This window comes from Intestinirhabdus alba (genome assembly GCF_009711095.1).
Classification (GTDB): domain Bacteria; phylum Pseudomonadota; class Gammaproteobacteria; order Enterobacterales; family Enterobacteriaceae; genus Intestinirhabdus; species Intestinirhabdus alba.
Map to the genome: position 1 here is coordinate 42641 of NZ_WMJZ01000022.1, position 16195 is coordinate 58835.

At 60.1% G+C, this 16195-nt stretch carries 12 protein-coding genes; 3 read left to right on the top strand and 9 right to left on the bottom strand.

Annotation, left to right across the window (positions count from 1 at the left end; genetic code table 11):
* A complete protein-coding gene (gene ybiO / locus GJV78_RS15685; protein WP_155109206.1) occupies window positions 1-2214 on the top strand; it encodes a mechanosensitive channel protein in 2214 nt (737 codons plus the stop codon).
* On the opposite strand, the gene rlmF is transcribed toward ybiO, so the two are convergent.
* A complete protein-coding gene (gene rlmF / locus GJV78_RS15690) occupies window positions 2189-3121 on the bottom strand; it encodes a 23S rRNA (adenine(1618)-N(6))-methyltransferase RlmF (RefSeq protein ID WP_155109207.1) in 933 nt (310 codons plus the stop codon). The genes ybiO and rlmF overlap by 26 nt on opposite strands.
* A 344-nt stretch (window positions 3122-3465) precedes the next feature.
* Between rlmF and GJV78_RS15695 the strand changes: the two genes are divergently transcribed.
* The gene (locus GJV78_RS15695; protein WP_155109208.1) at window positions 3466-3732 is read left to right on the top strand and encodes a DksA/TraR family C4-type zinc finger protein; all 267 of its coding nucleotides are present in this window, start codon (window positions 3466-3468) and stop codon (window positions 3730-3732) included.
* A 636-nt stretch (window positions 3733-4368) separates the two neighbouring features.
* Here the strand turns inward: GJV78_RS15695 and GJV78_RS15700 are convergent.
* The 8 genes from GJV78_RS15700 to GJV78_RS15735 all read right to left on the bottom strand — a co-directional run bounded on the left by GJV78_RS15700 (window position 4369) and on the right by GJV78_RS15735 (window position 14638).
* A complete protein-coding gene (locus GJV78_RS15700; RefSeq protein ID WP_155109209.1) occupies window positions 4369-5454 on the bottom strand; it encodes a malate/lactate/ureidoglycolate dehydrogenase in 1086 nt (361 codons plus the stop codon).
* Window positions 5455-5605: 151 nt separating this feature from the next.
* The gene (gene ybiB / locus GJV78_RS15705; protein WP_155109210.1) at window positions 5606-6574 is read right to left on the bottom strand and encodes a DNA-binding protein YbiB; all 969 of its coding nucleotides are present in this window, start codon (window positions 6572-6574) and stop codon (window positions 5606-5608) included.
* A 29-nt stretch (window positions 6575-6603) separates the two neighbouring features.
* Window positions 6604-8751, bottom strand: coding sequence for an ATP-dependent DNA helicase DinG (dinG, locus tag GJV78_RS15710; protein WP_155109211.1), 2148 nt, complete (start codon window positions 8749-8751; stop codon window positions 6604-6606).
* 296 nt (window positions 8752-9047) lie between these two features.
* A complete protein-coding gene (gene rhlE / locus GJV78_RS15715) occupies window positions 9048-10400 on the bottom strand; it encodes an ATP-dependent RNA helicase RhlE (RefSeq protein ID WP_155109212.1) in 1353 nt (450 codons plus the stop codon).
* A gap of 251 nt (window positions 10401-10651) precedes the next feature.
* Window positions 10652-11650 (bottom strand): transketolase family protein, encoded by a 999-nt coding sequence (locus tag GJV78_RS15720; protein WP_155109213.1) that lies wholly within the window; start codon window positions 11648-11650, stop codon window positions 10652-10654.
* A complete protein-coding gene (locus tag GJV78_RS15725; RefSeq protein ID WP_155109214.1) occupies window positions 11647-12495 on the bottom strand; it encodes a transketolase in 849 nt (282 codons plus the stop codon). The genes GJV78_RS15720 and GJV78_RS15725 overlap by 4 nt, the downstream gene beginning before the upstream one ends.
* Window positions 12496-12509: 14 nt before the next feature.
* Window positions 12510-13259 (bottom strand): SDR family NAD(P)-dependent oxidoreductase, encoded by a 750-nt coding sequence (locus GJV78_RS15730; RefSeq protein ID WP_155109215.1) that lies wholly within the window; start codon window positions 13257-13259, stop codon window positions 12510-12512.
* 50 nt (window positions 13260-13309) lie between these two features.
* Window positions 13310-14638 carry an MFS transporter gene (locus tag GJV78_RS15735; protein WP_155109216.1) on the bottom strand — a complete coding sequence of 443 codons (1329 nt, stop codon included), beginning with the start codon at window positions 14636-14638 and terminating at the stop codon, window positions 13310-13312.
* Window positions 14639-15268: 630 nt separating this feature from the next.
* On the opposite strand from GJV78_RS15735, the gene GJV78_RS15740 reads away from it, so the two are divergent.
* A complete protein-coding gene (locus GJV78_RS15740) occupies window positions 15269-16192 on the top strand; it encodes a LysR family transcriptional regulator (RefSeq protein ID WP_155109217.1) in 924 nt (307 codons plus the stop codon).
* Window positions 16193-16195 lie beyond the last annotated feature (3 nt).

Below are 16195 nucleotides of genomic sequence, written 5' to 3' on the forward strand. Positions count from 1 at the left end.
ATGCGGTGGATCCTGTTTATCCTCTGCTGCCTGCTGGGCGCGACCGCCCACGCGGCGGTGATTCCTGGCGTCACTACCGGCGCGACGAGTGATTCCCGGAGCGCGCCGGACCTGGAGCAGAAAAAAGCGGCCTGGGCGGCGCTGGCGGACATACTGGAAAATGACGCTTCCCGCAAGGAGCTGATTGACCAACTGCGCAGCGCGGCCGCCACGCCGCCCCCGGAAGCGGTGCCTAAAATTACGCCGCCCACGCTGAGGGAAGAGAAGACGGTGCTGGAAAACGTCACCGATATCAGCCGCCGCTATGGCGAAGCCTTCTCTGACCGCTTTGCCCAGCTGTATCGCAATATCACCACCGCGCCGCATAAACCCTTTAATGCCCGCACCTTTACCAACGCCCTGAGCCACTTTCTGCTGCTGGCGGCGGCGGTGTTCAGCCTTTACTGGCTGGCGCGCCTGTGCGCCCTGCCGCTGTATCGTAAAATGGGCGCGTGGGCGCGCAAAAAGAATCGCGACCGCAGCAACTGGCTGCAGCTGCCCGCCATGATCCTCGGCGCTTTTTTTATCGATCTGCTGCTGCTGGCGCTGACCCTGTTCGTCGGGCAGATGCTGAGCAACAGCTTTAACGCCAATAACAGAACCATTGCCTTTCAGCAGAGCCTGTTTCTTAACGCCTTCGCGCTGATTGAGTTTTTCAAGGCCGTTCTGCGGCTGATTTTCTGCCCTAAGGTGGCGGATCTGCGGGCGTTCAACATTCAGGACGTCGGGGCGAACTACTGGAACCGCCGCCTCAGCGCCCTGAGCAGCCTGATCGGCTACGGGCTGATTGTCGCGGTGCCGATCGTCTCAAATCAGGTCAACGTACAGGTGGGCGCGATGGCGAACGTGGTTATTATGCTGTGCATCACCCTGTGGGCGCTGTACCTGATCTTCCATAATAAAAGAGAGATTGCCGGCCATCTGCTGAGCCTTTCAGAGCGGTCGCTGGCCTTCTTCAGCCTCTTTATCCGCGCCTTCGCGCTGATCTGGCACTGGCTGGCCAGCGCTTACTTCATCGTGCTGTTCTTTTTCTCGCTGTTCGATCCGGGCAACAGCCTGAAGTTTATGATGGGCGCAACGCTGCGCAGCCTGCTGATTATCGGCGTCGCCGCCTTTGTCTGCGGCATATTCTCCCGCTGGATAGCCAAAACTATTACCCTGTCGCCCCACACTCAGCGCAGCTATCCGGAGCTGCAAAAGCGGCTCAACGGCTGGCTCTCCACCGCCCTGAAAGCGGCGCGTATTCTGACGGTCTGCGTCGCCGTTATGCTGCTGCTCAACGCCTGGGGGCTGTTTGATTTCTGGAACTGGCTGCACTACGGCGCGGGCGAGAGAACCGTTGATATTCTGATCCGCATCGCGCTGATCCTTTTCTTCTCCGCCGTGGGCTGGACTCTTCTCGCCAGCCTGATCGAAAACCGGCTGACGTCGGATATCCACGGTCGTCCGCTGCCCAGCGCGCGCACCCGCACGCTGCTGACGCTGTTTCGCAACGCGCTGGCGGTAGTGATCAGCACCATTACCGTGATGATCGTGCTGTCGGAGATCGGCGTGAATATCGCCCCGCTGCTCGCCGGAGCCGGGGCGCTCGGGCTGGCGATTTCGTTTGGCGCGCAGACCCTGGTGAAGGACATTATTACCGGGGTATTTATTCAGTTTGAGAACGGGATGAACACCGGCGATCTGGTGACCATTGGGCCGCTGACCGGCACGGTGGAGCGCATGTCGATCCGTTCGGTGGGGGTGCGCCAGGATACCGGTGCCTATCATATTATTCCGTGGTCATCGATCACCACCTTCGCCAACTTCGTGCGCGGCATCGGCTCGGTGGTGGCCAACTATGACGTCGATCGCAACGAGGACGCGGACAAAGCCAACCAGGCGCTGAAGGAGGCGGTAGCGGCAGTGATGGCGATGGAGGAGATTCGCGGACTGATTATCGGCGAACCGTCGTTCGCCGGCATCGTTGGCCTGAGCAACACCGCCTTTACGCTCCGCGTGTCGTTTACCACCCTGCCGCTGAAGCAGTGGACGGTGCGCTTCGCCCTCGACGGCCAGGTGAAAAAACAGTTCGACCTGGCGAAGGTTCGCGCCCCGGTGCAGACCTGGCAGGTGCTGCCAGCGCCCTCTGCCCCGTCAGCGGAGTCGCCTACCCCTGGCGTCTGCGCGCCATAAAGCGGCGGCGGCGATCGTCATCCATAAAGGTCCAGGCAATAAAGCGGCTCTGCTTTTGCCCCTGGGCCATCTCCTTCTTTACCACCTTCACCGCCCCGGCCTCAGTGAGCGCCCGGTAGAGGGGTGGCAGATTTTCACCGCGCGACACCAGGGTAGAAAACCACATCACCTGACGACCAAAGGCCGGGCTTTCGGCAATCATTTTGCTGATGAAGGCCACCTCGCCGCCCTCGCACCACAGCTCCTCCTGCTGGCCGCCGAAGTTCAGGGCGTCGTGCTTGCTCTGCCCGAGGTTGCGCCGCTTGCGCTCGCTGCCCTCGCGGGCGGCCTCGGCGGAATCATGGAACGGCGGGTTGCATAGCGTGGCGTCATACTGCTCGTTCTTATGGATAATGCCATTAAGGATGGCGGCGGGGTCCTTCTGCCTGCGCAGGCGAATGGCGCGGCTCAGGCCGGGGTTGCCGTTGACGATCGCCTGGGCGCTGGCCAGCGCCGTATCGCTGGTTTCACTGCCGGTAAAGCGCCAGCCGTACTCGCGCACGCCGATAAGCGGATAGATACAGTTTGCCCCGACGCCCACGTCCAGCACGCTGGCAGCGGTCGGAATGGACCCCGTCGTCTCACCGAGCAGATCGGCGAGATGATGAATATAGTCCGCGCGCCCCGGCACCGGCGGGCAGAGAAACCCCGGTGGAATATCCCAGCTGGCGACGCCGTAAAAATGCGCCAGCAGGGCTTTATTAAGCGCTTTTACCGCCAGCGGATTGGCGAAATCAACGCTCTGCTGGCCCGCCGGGGTCAGGGTAAGAAATTGGGCCAGCTCAGGGTTCGCCTGGCACAGCGCGGCCAGATCGTAACGGCCGTGGTGACGGTTGCGCGGGTGTAATCCCGGTTTCTGGGGGGACATAACATTCTCCTTTTTGCAGCGGCGTAAGATACCCGCATAACGCCACGCGGTAAACCAGCACGACGCGAGAAAAGCGACATAAGTTGGCAGAGGATAAAAAACGCTGGCCCCGCCGCCGGTATCCCGCTGATTTAGCGGTTTTTGCGGCCCGGGCCGCCACGTCCCGGCAATAGCTTTCTCCGGAGACACCTTGCGCGCGCGTTTTTTGGTCGCATATTCACTACACTATTCAAAGAAAACGTTCTTAAAATCCCGGCGGTGCGGAGATCGCACAACGTAACGACAGATTCACTTGCTACGTCCGTTCCGGACGGCAAAATTTTTAACCCTACGGGAGGTAACGCATGGCATCCGGCTGGGCGAATGACGACGCCGTAAACGATCAGATCAACAGCACCATAGAAGACGCCATTGCCCGCGCCCGCGGCGAGCTGCCGACCGGCGAGAGCCGCTGCGAATGCGAAGAGTGCGGCGAACCTATCCCGGAGGCCCGGCGTAAGGCGGTGCCGGGGGTCAAACTGTGCCTGCAGTGCCAGCAGGAGAAAGATTCGCAGAATCAGGTCAGCTCCGGCTATAACCGCCGGGGTTCGAAGGACAGCCAGCTGCGTTGACATCAGCGGCAAACCAGCACAAACGATTCCGTCTGCGTCCCTGCTGTCCTCCCCACCGCTTAACAAAACGTGCCGTTAAACGCCGCGCTGCCGGCCGGCGTTGATCCGCGTTAACCCGTTCTTAAATTCGTATGCAATTTTATATTGCCTCGCCGTGCCGGATACTCAGCGCACCGACAAAACATCAACTTTCTGAAGCTTATCTGCAAATAAGCGGCACCGCGTTTATCAACAAGTGACTGCCCCCGCCATAAACGGCGAGTCTTCCCACTTCTCAGGCTACAACTGGCACAGAGCCAGACTTACGCCAGCCTCGATGGCTTTGACGACGTGATCCGCTGCCATTAATTCTGCTATGTCCATGTGCTGTATGTTGAGCGCCACATTTATATCGCGCTCATGATCGGCACTACAGCCGGGGCATTTGCTAAGCGCTGCCTCTCCTGACGTTCTCCTCGTCGGTTAACCCACCGACACCACTGCTTCCCCCCTTATTGCTCTGTATCACCCCTGTTTGCCCGTCCAGCGGACGGACTTTTTTATGCGCCACCGGCGGTGTCAGGCCCTGCCGACAACGGATTTCTTCCAGGGCGCGGCGGGGCTTTTTCAGCGCTTCCGGCGAATAAGACGCGATCGTTAACCGGCCAGCCGATGGCAGAAGGATTGCAGCTCCGCTTCCGGCATACCGATCTGCCGCGCCGCGTCGCAGATCGCCTGCCAGCTGCCGGCGTCCAACGGTATCCCCTGCTGCTGACGCTCCCGACGGGTGTTCACCTCCCACTCTCCCGGCAGCAGGATCGGTGCCTCTTCCGCATGAGGGGAAGCCTTAACCCACTCGGCAAAGGCCGCGGTCTGGCGGTCGCACTCCGGCGCGCCAAACAGCTCAGGATTGAGGATCACAGTGGTCATGCCGTTAATAATGGCGTCGGCGCTCTCCTGCAGCGTCTCCTGATGGGTGGTTTCTCCGCCGGAGAGCGCGCCGCCGAGGATCTCGCACATCGCCGCCAGCGCGTAGCCTTTATGGGCGGCAAAGGTCAGCAGCGCCCCCAGCGGCGGCTCCTGCATCGCCGCCGGATCGGTGGTCGGCTCGCCGCTGGCGTCGATCAGACAGCCCGGCGGCACCGGCACGCCCTTATGCCAGGCCACGCGCGTTTTACCGAAGGCGATGGCGCTGGTGGCGTAGTCCAGCAGCAGGGGAAAATCGTTTTTACGCGGGAAGACGGCGCAGAAGGGGTTGGTGCCGAAACGGCCGTCGCGCCCAGGGAATGGCGCGACCATCCGGGTGCCGACCACGTTCACAAAATGTATGGATACGAATCCGGCGGCCGCGCACTGCTCGGCCCAGTAGCCAATACGCCCGATATGGTGCGAGTTATGCAGCGCCACGGCGGCAATGCCGTGCTCGCGCGCCCTGGCGATCCCCTGCGCCATGGCCTCGTGGGCCGCTACCTGCCCGAAGGCGCGGTTGCCGTCCAGGGTCAGTATCGCCCCGGCATCCTTTATCACGCTGGCGTGGCGGTTAATCTGCAGATGGCCCTGCGAGAAGGAGCGAATATAGCTCGGGATCATGCCGACGCCGTGGGAGTCATGTCCGGCAAGGTTAGCGGCGATCAGGTGATCGGCTACCAGACGCGCCTCCTGTTCATGACTGCCCATCTGACGGAAAACGGCCTCAACAAAGGCGTGCAGGGTCGGTGCGGAAAAGCGGTGCCCACTGTTCATTCTTGTCTCCTGTTATATGGCCCGGCTGCCGGGAGGGGCTTTTTTACCCCTCTCTATGCTGCCCACGGGCGGCCCGAAAGGTCAATAAAGGCGCGAAAAAGTCGCGCCGGAGAGGCCAACACCGGCCGCGAACCAGCGCAGATCCGAGAAATCAGACGATCTGGTTTACCCGCACCAGCCCTTCCGCCAGCGACGCTGCCTCGCCCGTCGCCTTCAGGCAGCAGGCCATCTGGACCTTCAGCGATGCGGGAACCGGCTCGCCGCCCGCCAGGCAGCGCTCGATCCAGCGGGCGGTGGTTTGCGGATCTTTCGCCGCCGGCAGCGGCACCGGCTCGTCCGGCATTTCGCTCTGCCGCTCCAGCAGAACGCTTATTCCGCCGCGATCGACAAGGCTAATCTGCGGGTAGCGCTGCGGATTGGCATACACTTCGCCTTCGGTGCCGTGCATCAGCAGCGCCCGGCCGCCGATATCGCTGAAGAACTTCGCCACCCGCGGCACATACTCCGGATGCGAAACGCTGGAGAGGCGCAGAGCGGCATCCTCGGCAAACGGGGTCGCCAGCTTCGCCAGGGTGTGAGCGCTGTTGCGTACGCCGAGCCGCCAGCGCATCGCCAGCTGTTTTTCCAGCGGTGGGCAGAGAGCGCCGACGGGAAGATAGACCGGCCGCTGGCCATCAAGCTCCGCCTGCGCCTGCCCGGCGTGCCGGGCCGGGGTAATGCCCAGCAGCGCAAAAATGGTTTCGGTCAGCACGCGGGTTGGATCTTCGCTGACGCCGTGCACCACCACCGGAAAACCGAGCCTGCTCAGCAGGATCGCCAGCAGCGGCGTCAGGTTGGCCTGCCTGCGCGCGCCGTTGTAGCTGGGGATCACCACCGGCATGGGTCTGCCGGCCGGAGGCGTCAGCCGGAGAATGTGATGCTGCATCGCCTCATAGAAGCCGAGCATTTCCGCTTCGCCCTCCCCCTTGATGCGCAGCGCAATCAGCATGCCGCCCATTTCCAGGTCCGGCACCTCGCCGTTGAGCATCCGGGCGTACAGGGCGCGGGCGGTATCCCGATCGAGGTCGCGCGCGTGGTGTTTACCGCGCCCTATCTCTTTAATAACGTTGCGATAATCCATCGAAAACTCCTTGCCTCGTGCTCACATTGTTAACGTCGGCGCGCGGGCTTCGCTTTTTTCTCTTCGGGTTTAACGATCCCCTCCGGTGCCGCCGGCTGCTCGATGGGAAATACCGGCAGCGCATTCAGTAAACGCCTGCCGTAGCCTTTGGTCAACAGCCGCCGATCGTAGATAACCACCTCTCCCCAGCAGCTGTGGCTGCGGATCAGACGCCCCACCTGCTGGATAAGATTAAACGAGGCGCTCGGCAGGCTCTGCACTTCAAAAGGATAGCGGTTCAGGCTTTTCAGCCATTCGCCCTCGGTGATCACCACCGGGCTGTCGATGGGCGGAAAGGCGATTTTATGGATGTGCACCTGGCTGAGCAGCTCGCCTTTCAGATCGAGACCTTCGGCAAAGGACTGCAGCCCCACCAGCACGCTGCGCTCGCCGCTCTCAATCCGCCTGCGGTGCAGCTCCACCAGCCGGTAGCGCGGCTGGTCGCCCTGCACCAGCAGCAGCAGGCGCAGATCGGTCACGTAGGTCAGAAAGCGCTGCATCGCCCGGCCGCTGGCAAACAGCACCAGCATCCCGCGATGGGTTTTACTCTCCAGCTGCTGGCGAAAAAAGGCCGCCATTTCGGCGATATGCTGCTCTTCATTTTCCATCAGCGGCTCGTAGCGCATCTGGGGGATCACGATTTTCCCCTGCTCAACGTGGTTAAAGGGTGAGTCGAGGGCCACAAAGCGATCTCCCGCCTTCTCCTGCAGGCCGCTCATCTCCTGCAGGCGCGAAAAGCTGTTCAGCGAGCGCAGGGTGGCGGAAGTGACGATAATATGCGGCACGCTGCGCCACAGCAGCTTTTCCAGCTGATCGCTGACGCGAATGCCCACGCAGTGAAACCAGACGTGCGCCTGCCCGTCGCGCGTCTCCCGGGTGGCCCATTTCGAGACCGGCGCGCCGGAGGCGTGCGCCAGCGACGCCAGCCGCCACAGCTTGCTTTGCGCCTCGAACATCCCCAGCGCGCGGTTCATCTGCAGCAGCAGCCGGTGCAGGCGCACCGCGTCATGAGCGCCGGTTTTTTCGCTGAGATCGTTAATAAACAGCTCCGCCAGCCCGCGCAGCTGTTCGGTCAGCTTCGCCAGCCGCTGGCAGATGGCCATCATCTCTTCCGGCAGCTCGCCCATAGCAAAGCGGTGCTCCGCCTGCTGGCCGGCGGGCATCAGCAGATTAAGGAGAGTATTGAGCGAGGCGATAAGCTCATACAGCTCTTCGCAGTGGGCGTTCAGGCGCTCGGGGAGGGCCAGCGGCGGAGTGGTTTTCGGGCGAAACTGCTCCATGCAGGTCGCCACCAGCTTCACGAAGAGATCCAGCTGCAGGCGATACCAGGGGGCGGTGATTTCGGCGCTCATCTCCAGGGCGTCGCGCGCCACATCCGGCAGATGATGCCCTTCATCAAGCACCAGCAGCAGGTTTTTCGGATCCGGCAGCACCGCCTCGCTCTCCATCGCCGCCATCACCAGCGCATGGTTGGCCACCACCACCTCCGCCTCCTGAATTTCCCGGCGGGCGACAAAAAACGGGCACTCGCGGTAGTAGAGGCAGTTGCGGTTCAGGCAGCTGGCCTTGTCGGTGCTCAGCCGCCGCCAGAGGTCGTCGTCGATGGCAATATCGATATGGTCGCGCAGGCCGTCCCAGCGATGGCCGTCGAGGGCGGCCTTCAGCTTTGCGCAGCGCTTCTGCTCCTCTTGGCTATTGGGGGTCAGCGCGTCGTCGAGGAAGGCGAGCAGATCCTGCTGCGCCGGCTCTGTGCTGGCCAGCGCCGTCAGGTTGCGCGGGCAGACGTAGCGGCCGCGGCCAAAGGCGGCGGTAAAGCGTAAACCCGGAATGATTTTGCGCAGCAGCGGCAGGTCTTTGCTGTAGATCTGATCCTGTAGCGCCACGTTGGCGGTGCTGACCACCAGCGTTTTTTGCTCCTCGCGGGCAATAGCAATGCCGGGGAGCAGATAGGAGAGGGTTTTCCCGACGCCGGTCGGTGCCTCAATGGCCAGATGCCGCCCCTCTTCGCCGCCGAGCGTTCTGGCGACGTCGGCAATCATCTGCCGCTGCGGCGCGCGGGGAATGAAGTCGGGGATCTGCTCCTGAAGCGCCTTGTACCAGGCGGCGATTTGCGCTTTTAGCGCGGCGGTTAAGGCCATAAGAAAACCTGAAACACTGTATAAACAGCCACTATTGTGGCATAGATCAGGTGCTGGCAGAACCTTTTTTGCCGGTTGCGGAAGGGGCTTCGCAAAAATGGAGGGCGGCGGTGAGGCCCGCGGGTCGGGAGAGAAAAAACCGGCCGGATAGACTGGCGAACAGATTCCTCCCGACGCGCCGGGAAAAGAAACAAGAAAAATTGATTTGGGGCTGAAAAAGATAAAGAGGAGAAAACTACGTTTTCCCCTCTTTATCATCCGTCTGAGCCTGCCGGAGCGGCAGGCCTGAGAGAGCGTTATTGCGCGGAGGCTGGTCTGCGCGGGCGACGCGGCGGGCGCGGCTTATCACCCGTCGGTTTACCTTCGCCGCCGCGCGGTTTGGCCTGTGGCGCGCCGCTGTCCTGGCGACGCGGACGCTGGGCGCGGCCCGGCGCTCCCTGCCCTTGCCCCTGACCGCGACCGCCGCCGCGCTGCTGGCGGCCGTTCTGAATCGGCTCCGCCTTGATGGACGGGTCCGGCTCAAAGCCCGGCGTGGTCAGCCGCGGGATCTCTTTTTTCAGCAGCCTTTCGATGTCGCGCAGCAGCTTATGCTCATCCACGCAGACCAGCGACAGCGCCTCACCGGTGGCCGCCGCGCGGCCGGTGCGGCCGATGCGGTGAACGTAGTCCTCCGGCACGTTCGGCAGCTCGTAGTTGACCACGTGCGGCAGCTCTTCGATATCCAGACCGCGGGCCGCGATGTCGGTCGCCACCAGCACGCGCAGATCGCCGGACTTGAAGTCCGCCAGCGCGCGGGTGCGGGCACCCTGGCTCTTGTTGCCGTGGATCGCCGCGCTGCGGATGCCGTCTTTATTAAGCTGCTCCGCCAGGTGGTTGGCACCGTGCTTGGTGCGGGTAAAGACCAGCACCTGCTGCCAGTTGCCCTTGCCGATCATCAGCGACAGCAGCTCGCGTTTACGTTTTTTGTCCACCAGATGAACGTGCTGGGTGACCTGCTCAGAGGCGGTATTACGCCGCGCCACCTCAACCGCCAGCGGATTGTGCAACAGCTTCTCCGCCAGGCCCCTGATATCATCAGAGAAGGTCGCGGAAAACAGCAGATTCTGCCGCTTCGCCGGCAGCTTCGCCAGCACCCGGCGAATATCATGAATAAAGCCCATATCCAGCATACGATCCGCTTCATCCAGTACCAGAATTTCAACCTGATCGAGCTTAACCGCGTTCTGATGCTCCAGATCCAGCAGGCGGCCCGGCGTGGCGACCAGCACGTCCACGCCGCTGCGCAGCTTCATCATCTGCGGATTAATGCTTACGCCGCCGAACACCACCAGCGAGCGAATATCCAGATACTTACTGTAGTCGCGGACGTTTTCACCGATCTGCGCCGCCAGCTCGCGGGTGGGGGTGAGGATCAGCGCACGCACCGGGCGACGCCCTTTGCCGTGCGGCTGTCTGCTGATGAGATGCTGCAGCAGCGGCAGGGTAAAGCCCGCCGTTTTGCCCGTGCCGGTCTGCGCGCTGGCCATCAGATCGCGACCTTCCAGCACCGCCGGAATTGCCTGTTGCTGAACAGGGGTAGGTTCACGGTAGCCCTGCTCGGCAACAGCGCGCAGGATATCAGGGTGTAACCCCAGAGAATCAAAAGACATAACAACTCCGAACCGCCCCGACCGTTCCCGGTGTAGTCTTCAGGGAGATACATACATGAGGGATGACAAAAACCACAATGTCATGAAGGAACGGAGTGTAACAGTTTTTGTGATATGGCGCATAAATTATCCTGCGCCGCGCCCCTTCTTCAGCCACAAAGATTCGCTTTCCTGAACAGCGGCATTCTGCCGCGGAGAGCATCGGCCCGGAGGCGGGAAAAGCGCCGCCGCACTGCGCGGCGGCGCGGGCGTCAGCCGAGGCGACGTTTAATTTTTTCCACCATCATGGCGGTGGATATGCCGTAGCGATCGTGCAGCGTCGGCAGCGCGCCGGCCAGCAGGAACTCGTCGGGCAGGCTGACCGTATCCAGCTCACAGCGCACGCCCCTGCGCATCAGCAGCGCCGCTACCGCCTCTCCCAGCCCGCCGATGCAGGTGTGGTTTTCCGCCGTCACCACTAGCCGACCCGGCTTCGACGCCTGCTCAACGATGGCCTGCTCGTCCAGGGGCTTGATGGTCGGAACGTGCAGCACCGCCGCGCTGATGTTGTCGGCACGCAGCTTCGCCACCGCCTCCAGCGCGCGCATGGTCATCAGCCCGGAAGAGATAAACAGCAGGTCGTTGCCCTCCTCCAGCAGCTTCGCTTTGCCCAACTCGAACCGGTAGTCATATTTATCCAGCACCAGCGGCACCTTGCCGCGCAGCAGGCGCATATAGACCGGGCCAGAGTGAGCGGCTATCGCCGGCACCGCCTGCTCAATCTCCAGCGCATCGCAGGGGTCGATGATGGTCATGCCGGGGATCCCACGCATAATCGCCAGATCTTCCGTCGCCTGGTGGCTGGGGCCGTAGCCGGTGGTCAGGCCCGGCAGCGCGGCGCAGATCTTCACGTTCAGCTGTTCTTCGGCAATCACCTGATGGATAAAATCACAGGCGCGGCGGGTGGCGAATACGGCATAGGTGGTGGCGAAGGGGATAAATCCCTCCTTGGCCATGCCGCCCGCCGCCCCCATTAAGAGCTGCTCGGCCATCCCCATCTGAAAAAAACGCTCCGGGAAGGCCTGGGCGAAAATATGCATATCGGTGTATTTGGACAGGTCGGCGGTCATACCAACGATTTCCGGCCGCTCCGCCGCCAGCTTCGACAGCGCGACGCCAAACGGGGCGGCGACCGTCGCCTGGCCTCCGTCGGCGATGGAGGCGATCATCGCCGAGGTTTTTAAACGGGGTTTTTGCGTGGTCTGACTCATTGCAGCACTCCTTCCGGTTTGTTGGCATCCAGCAGCGCAATTGCCTGCTGCCATTCATCGGGGTCGACGCGAATAAAGTGGTTTTTATCGCGGGTTTCGAGGAACGGTACGCCTTTGCCCATCAGAGTGTCGCAGAGAATGACCCGCGGCCGTTCGCCCACATCGCTTTTCGCCTTATCGAAAGCGGCGATGACCGCCGGCAGATCGTTGCCGTCCACGCGCTGTACGAGCCAGCCGAACGCCGCCCATTTCTCGTGCAGCGGCTCAAAGCCAAGGATTTTTCGCGAGTCGCCGTCGGCCTGCTGTTTATTGACGTCAACGAGGGTAATCAGGTTATTAAGACCGTAGTGGGCGGCCGACATCGCCGCCTCCCAGGTCGAGCCTTCGTCCAGCTCGCCGTCCGACATCGAGTTATACACCCATGACGCGCTCTGCTTTTGCTTCAGCCCCAGCGCCATGCCGACCGCGATCGACAGCCCCTGCCCCAGCGAACCGCCGGACATCTCCATCGCCGGGGTGTAGGTCGCCATGCCGGACATCGGCAGGCGGCTGTCGTCGGAGCCATAGGTTTCCAGCTCCTCCTGCGGAATAATTCCCGCCTCCAGCAGCGCCGCGTAATAGGCGATGGCGTAGTGGCCGTGGGAAAGCAGAAAGCGATCGCGCCCCTCCCACTCGGGATCGGCCGCGCGAAAGCACACGGCGTCGCTGAACGCCGTCGCCAGCACGTCCGCATAGCCCAGCGCCTGGCCGATATAGCCCTGCCCCTGAACTTCCCCCATACGCAGGGCATAGCGGCGAATACGCCACGCCGCCGCGGCAACTTTTTGTAACCGTGAGTTAGTCATTAATCGCCCCTCGCTTAGTGAATTAACATGCCGCCGTTGACGTCCAGGGTGATGCCGGTGGAGTAAGAAGAGAGATCGCTACCGAGGAACAGCGCGGCCCGGGCGATATCAACGGCGTCGCCGAGACGGTTCATCGGGATACCGGCGAGAATGCCGGCCGTCATCTCATCGGTCAGCTTACCGGCGGTGATATCGGTCTGAATCAGCCCCGGCGTGATGCAGTTGACGCGCACGTTATCCGGCCCCAGTTCGCGGGCCATCGCCCGTGCCAGCCCCAGCACGCCGGCCTTTGCCGCGCTGTAGTGCGGGCCGCCGAAAATGCCGCCGCCGCGCTGGGCGGACACCGAAGAGATGCAGACGATGCTGCCGGATTTTTGCGCCCGCATCGTCGGGATCACCGCCTGCGACATCAGCAGCGTGCCGCGCAGGCTGACGTCCAGCACCGCGTCGTAATTTTCACGCCTAATGTCCATCAGCTTCAGCGGCTGGGTGATACCGGCGTTATTCACCAGCACGTCCACCCGACCATATTTCGCCATAACCTGCCCGATCGCCGCCTGCACCTGGGCCTCGTCGGCGACGTTTGCCGCCAGGCCCAGATGCCCCTCCCCCAGCGATCGGGCCGCCGAGATGCTGGCCGCCTCGTTAAGATCGATAATGACCACCTTTGCGCCATTTTCAGCAAAGAGTTTTGCCGTCGCAAAACCTAAACCGCGTGCGGAAGCCGCGCCGGTAATAATGGCGACTTTATCTTTTAATAACATAGTATGACTCCATGACCTCAGGTCATTTAAATGAACAAAATGAATACCCGTTAGCGTGGCTCATCCAGAAAAAGAATCACCACTAAACCTATTGCTGCGCAAATACCGAAATACATAAACACGGAATTAAAGCTGTGGGTACTGTCAAGTAAAAAGCCCGCCACCATCGGGGAAACAAATCCGCCTAAGTTGCCGCCGCTATTAATAATTGAAGAGGCCACCGGGTAGGTTTTTACGTCGGAGACCGCCATGCCGTAGGCGGTAAATGCGGGCCAGCCAATATTCAGGCACAGCCCCACCATAAACAATCCGATGCACACCGCCGGGGTGCTGGCCGGGATATTTAACATGATGAGCATCATCATTACCGTCGATATTGCGGTAAAAATCATCGTCGGTTTCCGGCGGCGGCCCAGTAATTTATCGGAAATATATCCCCCGCCGATCGCCCCGACGAAACCGCCGATGCACGGCATACTGGCAACCAGCCCCATGCTTATAAAGTCAAAGCCTTTTTCCTTTACCAGATAGAGCGGTATCCAGGTTAACAAGCCGTACAGCACGCTCACCATCATAAAATAGGCCAGGCAGTCGCCAAGGATATTTTTAGAGGTAAACAGCCCTTTTGCCGTATCGATTGGCGCTAATTTCCGCACCCGAATGAGCTTATCCAGCCAGGTAAACTTATCGGTGATTAAAATATTTTCCCGCGTCGTCTGCCGGTCGCTCTGCCCGGCGTTAATCTCCTCCAGTTCGCTTTGCGAAACAAAGCGGCTTTCTGCGGGCGCGGATTTAACCAGCATATACCAGGCGACCGCTGCGACAATGCCGGGAATGGCAAAAGAGTAGAAGACCCAGCGCCAGCCCCAGGTCACCGCAATCCACACCGCCAGTGGCGGAACAATAATCGGGGCAAACATGGTTGCGGCGATATAAACCCCCGTCGCCGTCGCCTTTTCTTTCGGCGGAAACCAGTTGTTTATGGTCGAGGCCAGCCCCACCGGACACGGCCCCTCGCTGAGCCCCAGCCCCAGGCGCACCAGCTTTAAGCCGAATACGGAACTTACCGTTCCCATCAGCCAGGTAAAGGCTGAAAAACCAAATATTGAGAGAGAAACCACCCCTCGCGTGCCGCGCCTGGCAATGAAAAAGCCCGCCGGGATCTGGCTTACGGCATAGCCCAGAAAAAACATGCTGGCAATCGCCCCGGCTTCGAAATTATTAATCCGGAACTCATCGATAATAAAAGGCAATACCGCCCCAATATTCGTTCGATCGGCATAATTTATGGCGTAGACCAGGAAAATCATCGTTAAAACAACAAACCGATATTTTGTTTTCCTGACGTCGGTACAGACTACGGCATCTATACGTGACATAGGGTATCCTCTTTATAAATTCATCATGATTTCAGGCTGCACGTCCGCTGGCTTTTTCCGGTTACTGTGTTAACCGAGCCTCAGAATTTCCCCTCGTTATCGCTTTGCCCGACCTCTCTGGCCAATTCTGTTGGTGTCAGCTCAGGCGGCGCGCAACAACGCCCGCAGCGTTTTTTCATATCTCCCCTAAATAATTCTGGCGGCATGATGGCCGCTTTCGGTAAGGGATGAGATTTTTCTTATTTCATCAACGGGAGCGTAGCCAGCACTTATAAAGCATGGGGCGTAACCGGCATACCCCTAATTAATTAGAAGCAGGCATGGTTTCGTATGCATTACGCTGTTCTTCCTCCCCTCGCTCTGCAATATAACAACCGCTGAAATTGGCGATATGCAAATTAGCTCAATTACGCCTGAGAAAAATTAACTTCGTGACTTCATTCAAATTATTACCGCCGGGCATCCCGATTATTTTCACCGCAAAATGAGAGACGCATCACGAAATATGCCGCTGTTTAGCCGACAGGTATGCTAAAATTTATTAATATATTAATCAGATAACCTTTTAAATAATATCTTAATTATCGCTCACCTTCCCGTCTCAAATTATTTTGTCAGCAGGAAAGCGCTATGATTCACTCCAGGCCTAATACTATTCTCCCGGTCCCCTCGCTGCGTAACGTGCAGGCTTTTATTGAGGTAGCCGACACCGGCAGCCTCAATCTGGCCGCGAATAAACTGAATATCACGGCGTCGGCCGTCAGCCACCAGATCGCCAGCCTGGAAAACTATTTGGGCAAAAAGCTCTTTTCCCGCAGCGGGAAAGGCGTACAGCTTACGGCCATTGGCGAACGCTATCTCAGGGAGGTCTCCGGGGCCTTAAATACCATTGGCCAGGCGACAGAGCAGGTGATTCATGATATTCATCAGGACGATTTACGCATCCATTCGGCCCCCAGCTTCGGCCTGCTGTGGCTGATGCCGAGGCTTCACCGGTTTCGTCAGGCCTCGCCGGAGCTGAAAATCAGCCTGACCTGCTCCTACGAAAGCATTCAGTTTTCCCGCGATAACATTGACATCGACATTCGCCACGGCCTTTCGCAGTGGCCGACCCTGCTGGTCAAGACGATAAAAAATGAAAAGATGCTGCCCTGGCGCGCCGCCGCCGGCCCGGAGTCTCAGCCCATCCGCACCATCGGGGATCTGCTCTCCTGCGATCTGATCCACTCCGACAGTACTTTAATCAACTGGAATAACTGGTTTTCCTGGCACAAAGTTAAAGGCTGGAATAAAAACTTTGTTTTTAATTTTGACCGCTCCTATATGAGTATCGAAGCCGCCAGGATGGGGATGGGAATTATTCTGGAGAGTAATCTGCTCACCGGCGAAAGCGTCCGCCGCCGCCACCTGGTTCCGGTGTTCAGCCACGACGTCAGTATGCCGGTCGCCGCCCACCACTTTGTTCTGCCCCACGCTGGCGAACAAAAAGAGAAAGTGAAGCGGTTTTTTAACTGGGTCAGGGAAGAACTTAACGCCGAGGGCTTTTATCTGTAACGC

Excerpts from the sequence above, each read along its gene's own strand:
- ybiO (WP_155109206.1), top strand. The coding sequence starts at position 1 with ATGCGGTGGATCCTGTTTATCCTCTGCTGCCTGCTGGGCGCGACCGCC.
- rlmF (WP_155109207.1), bottom strand. The coding sequence starts at position 3,121 with ATGTCCCCCCAGAAACCGGGATTACACCCGCGCAACCGTCACCACGGC.
- GJV78_RS15695 (WP_155109208.1), top strand. The coding sequence starts at position 3,466 with ATGGCATCCGGCTGGGCGAATGACGACGCCGTAAACGATCAGATCAAC.
- GJV78_RS15700 (WP_155109209.1), bottom strand. The coding sequence starts at position 5,454 with ATGAACAGTGGGCACCGCTTTTCCGCACCGACCCTGCACGCCTTTGTT.
- ybiB (WP_155109210.1), bottom strand. The coding sequence starts at position 6,574 with ATGGATTATCGCAACGTTATTAAAGAGATAGGGCGCGGTAAACACCAC.
- dinG (WP_155109211.1), bottom strand. The coding sequence starts at position 8,751 with ATGGCCTTAACCGCCGCGCTAAAAGCGCAAATCGCCGCCTGGTACAAG.
- rhlE (WP_155109212.1), bottom strand. The coding sequence starts at position 10,400 with ATGTCTTTTGATTCTCTGGGGTTACACCCTGATATCCTGCGCGCTGTT.
- GJV78_RS15720 (WP_155109213.1), bottom strand. The coding sequence starts at position 11,650 with ATGAGTCAGACCACGCAAAAACCCCGTTTAAAAACCTCGGCGATGATC.
- GJV78_RS15725 (WP_155109214.1), bottom strand. The coding sequence starts at position 12,495 with ATGACTAACTCACGGTTACAAAAAGTTGCCGCGGCGGCGTGGCGTATT.
- GJV78_RS15730 (WP_155109215.1), bottom strand. The coding sequence starts at position 13,259 with ATGTTATTAAAAGATAAAGTCGCCATTATTACCGGCGCGGCTTCCGCA.
- GJV78_RS15735 (WP_155109216.1), bottom strand. The coding sequence starts at position 14,638 with ATGTCACGTATAGATGCCGTAGTCTGTACCGACGTCAGGAAAACAAAA.
- GJV78_RS15740 (WP_155109217.1), top strand. The coding sequence starts at position 15,269 with ATGATTCACTCCAGGCCTAATACTATTCTCCCGGTCCCCTCGCTGCGT.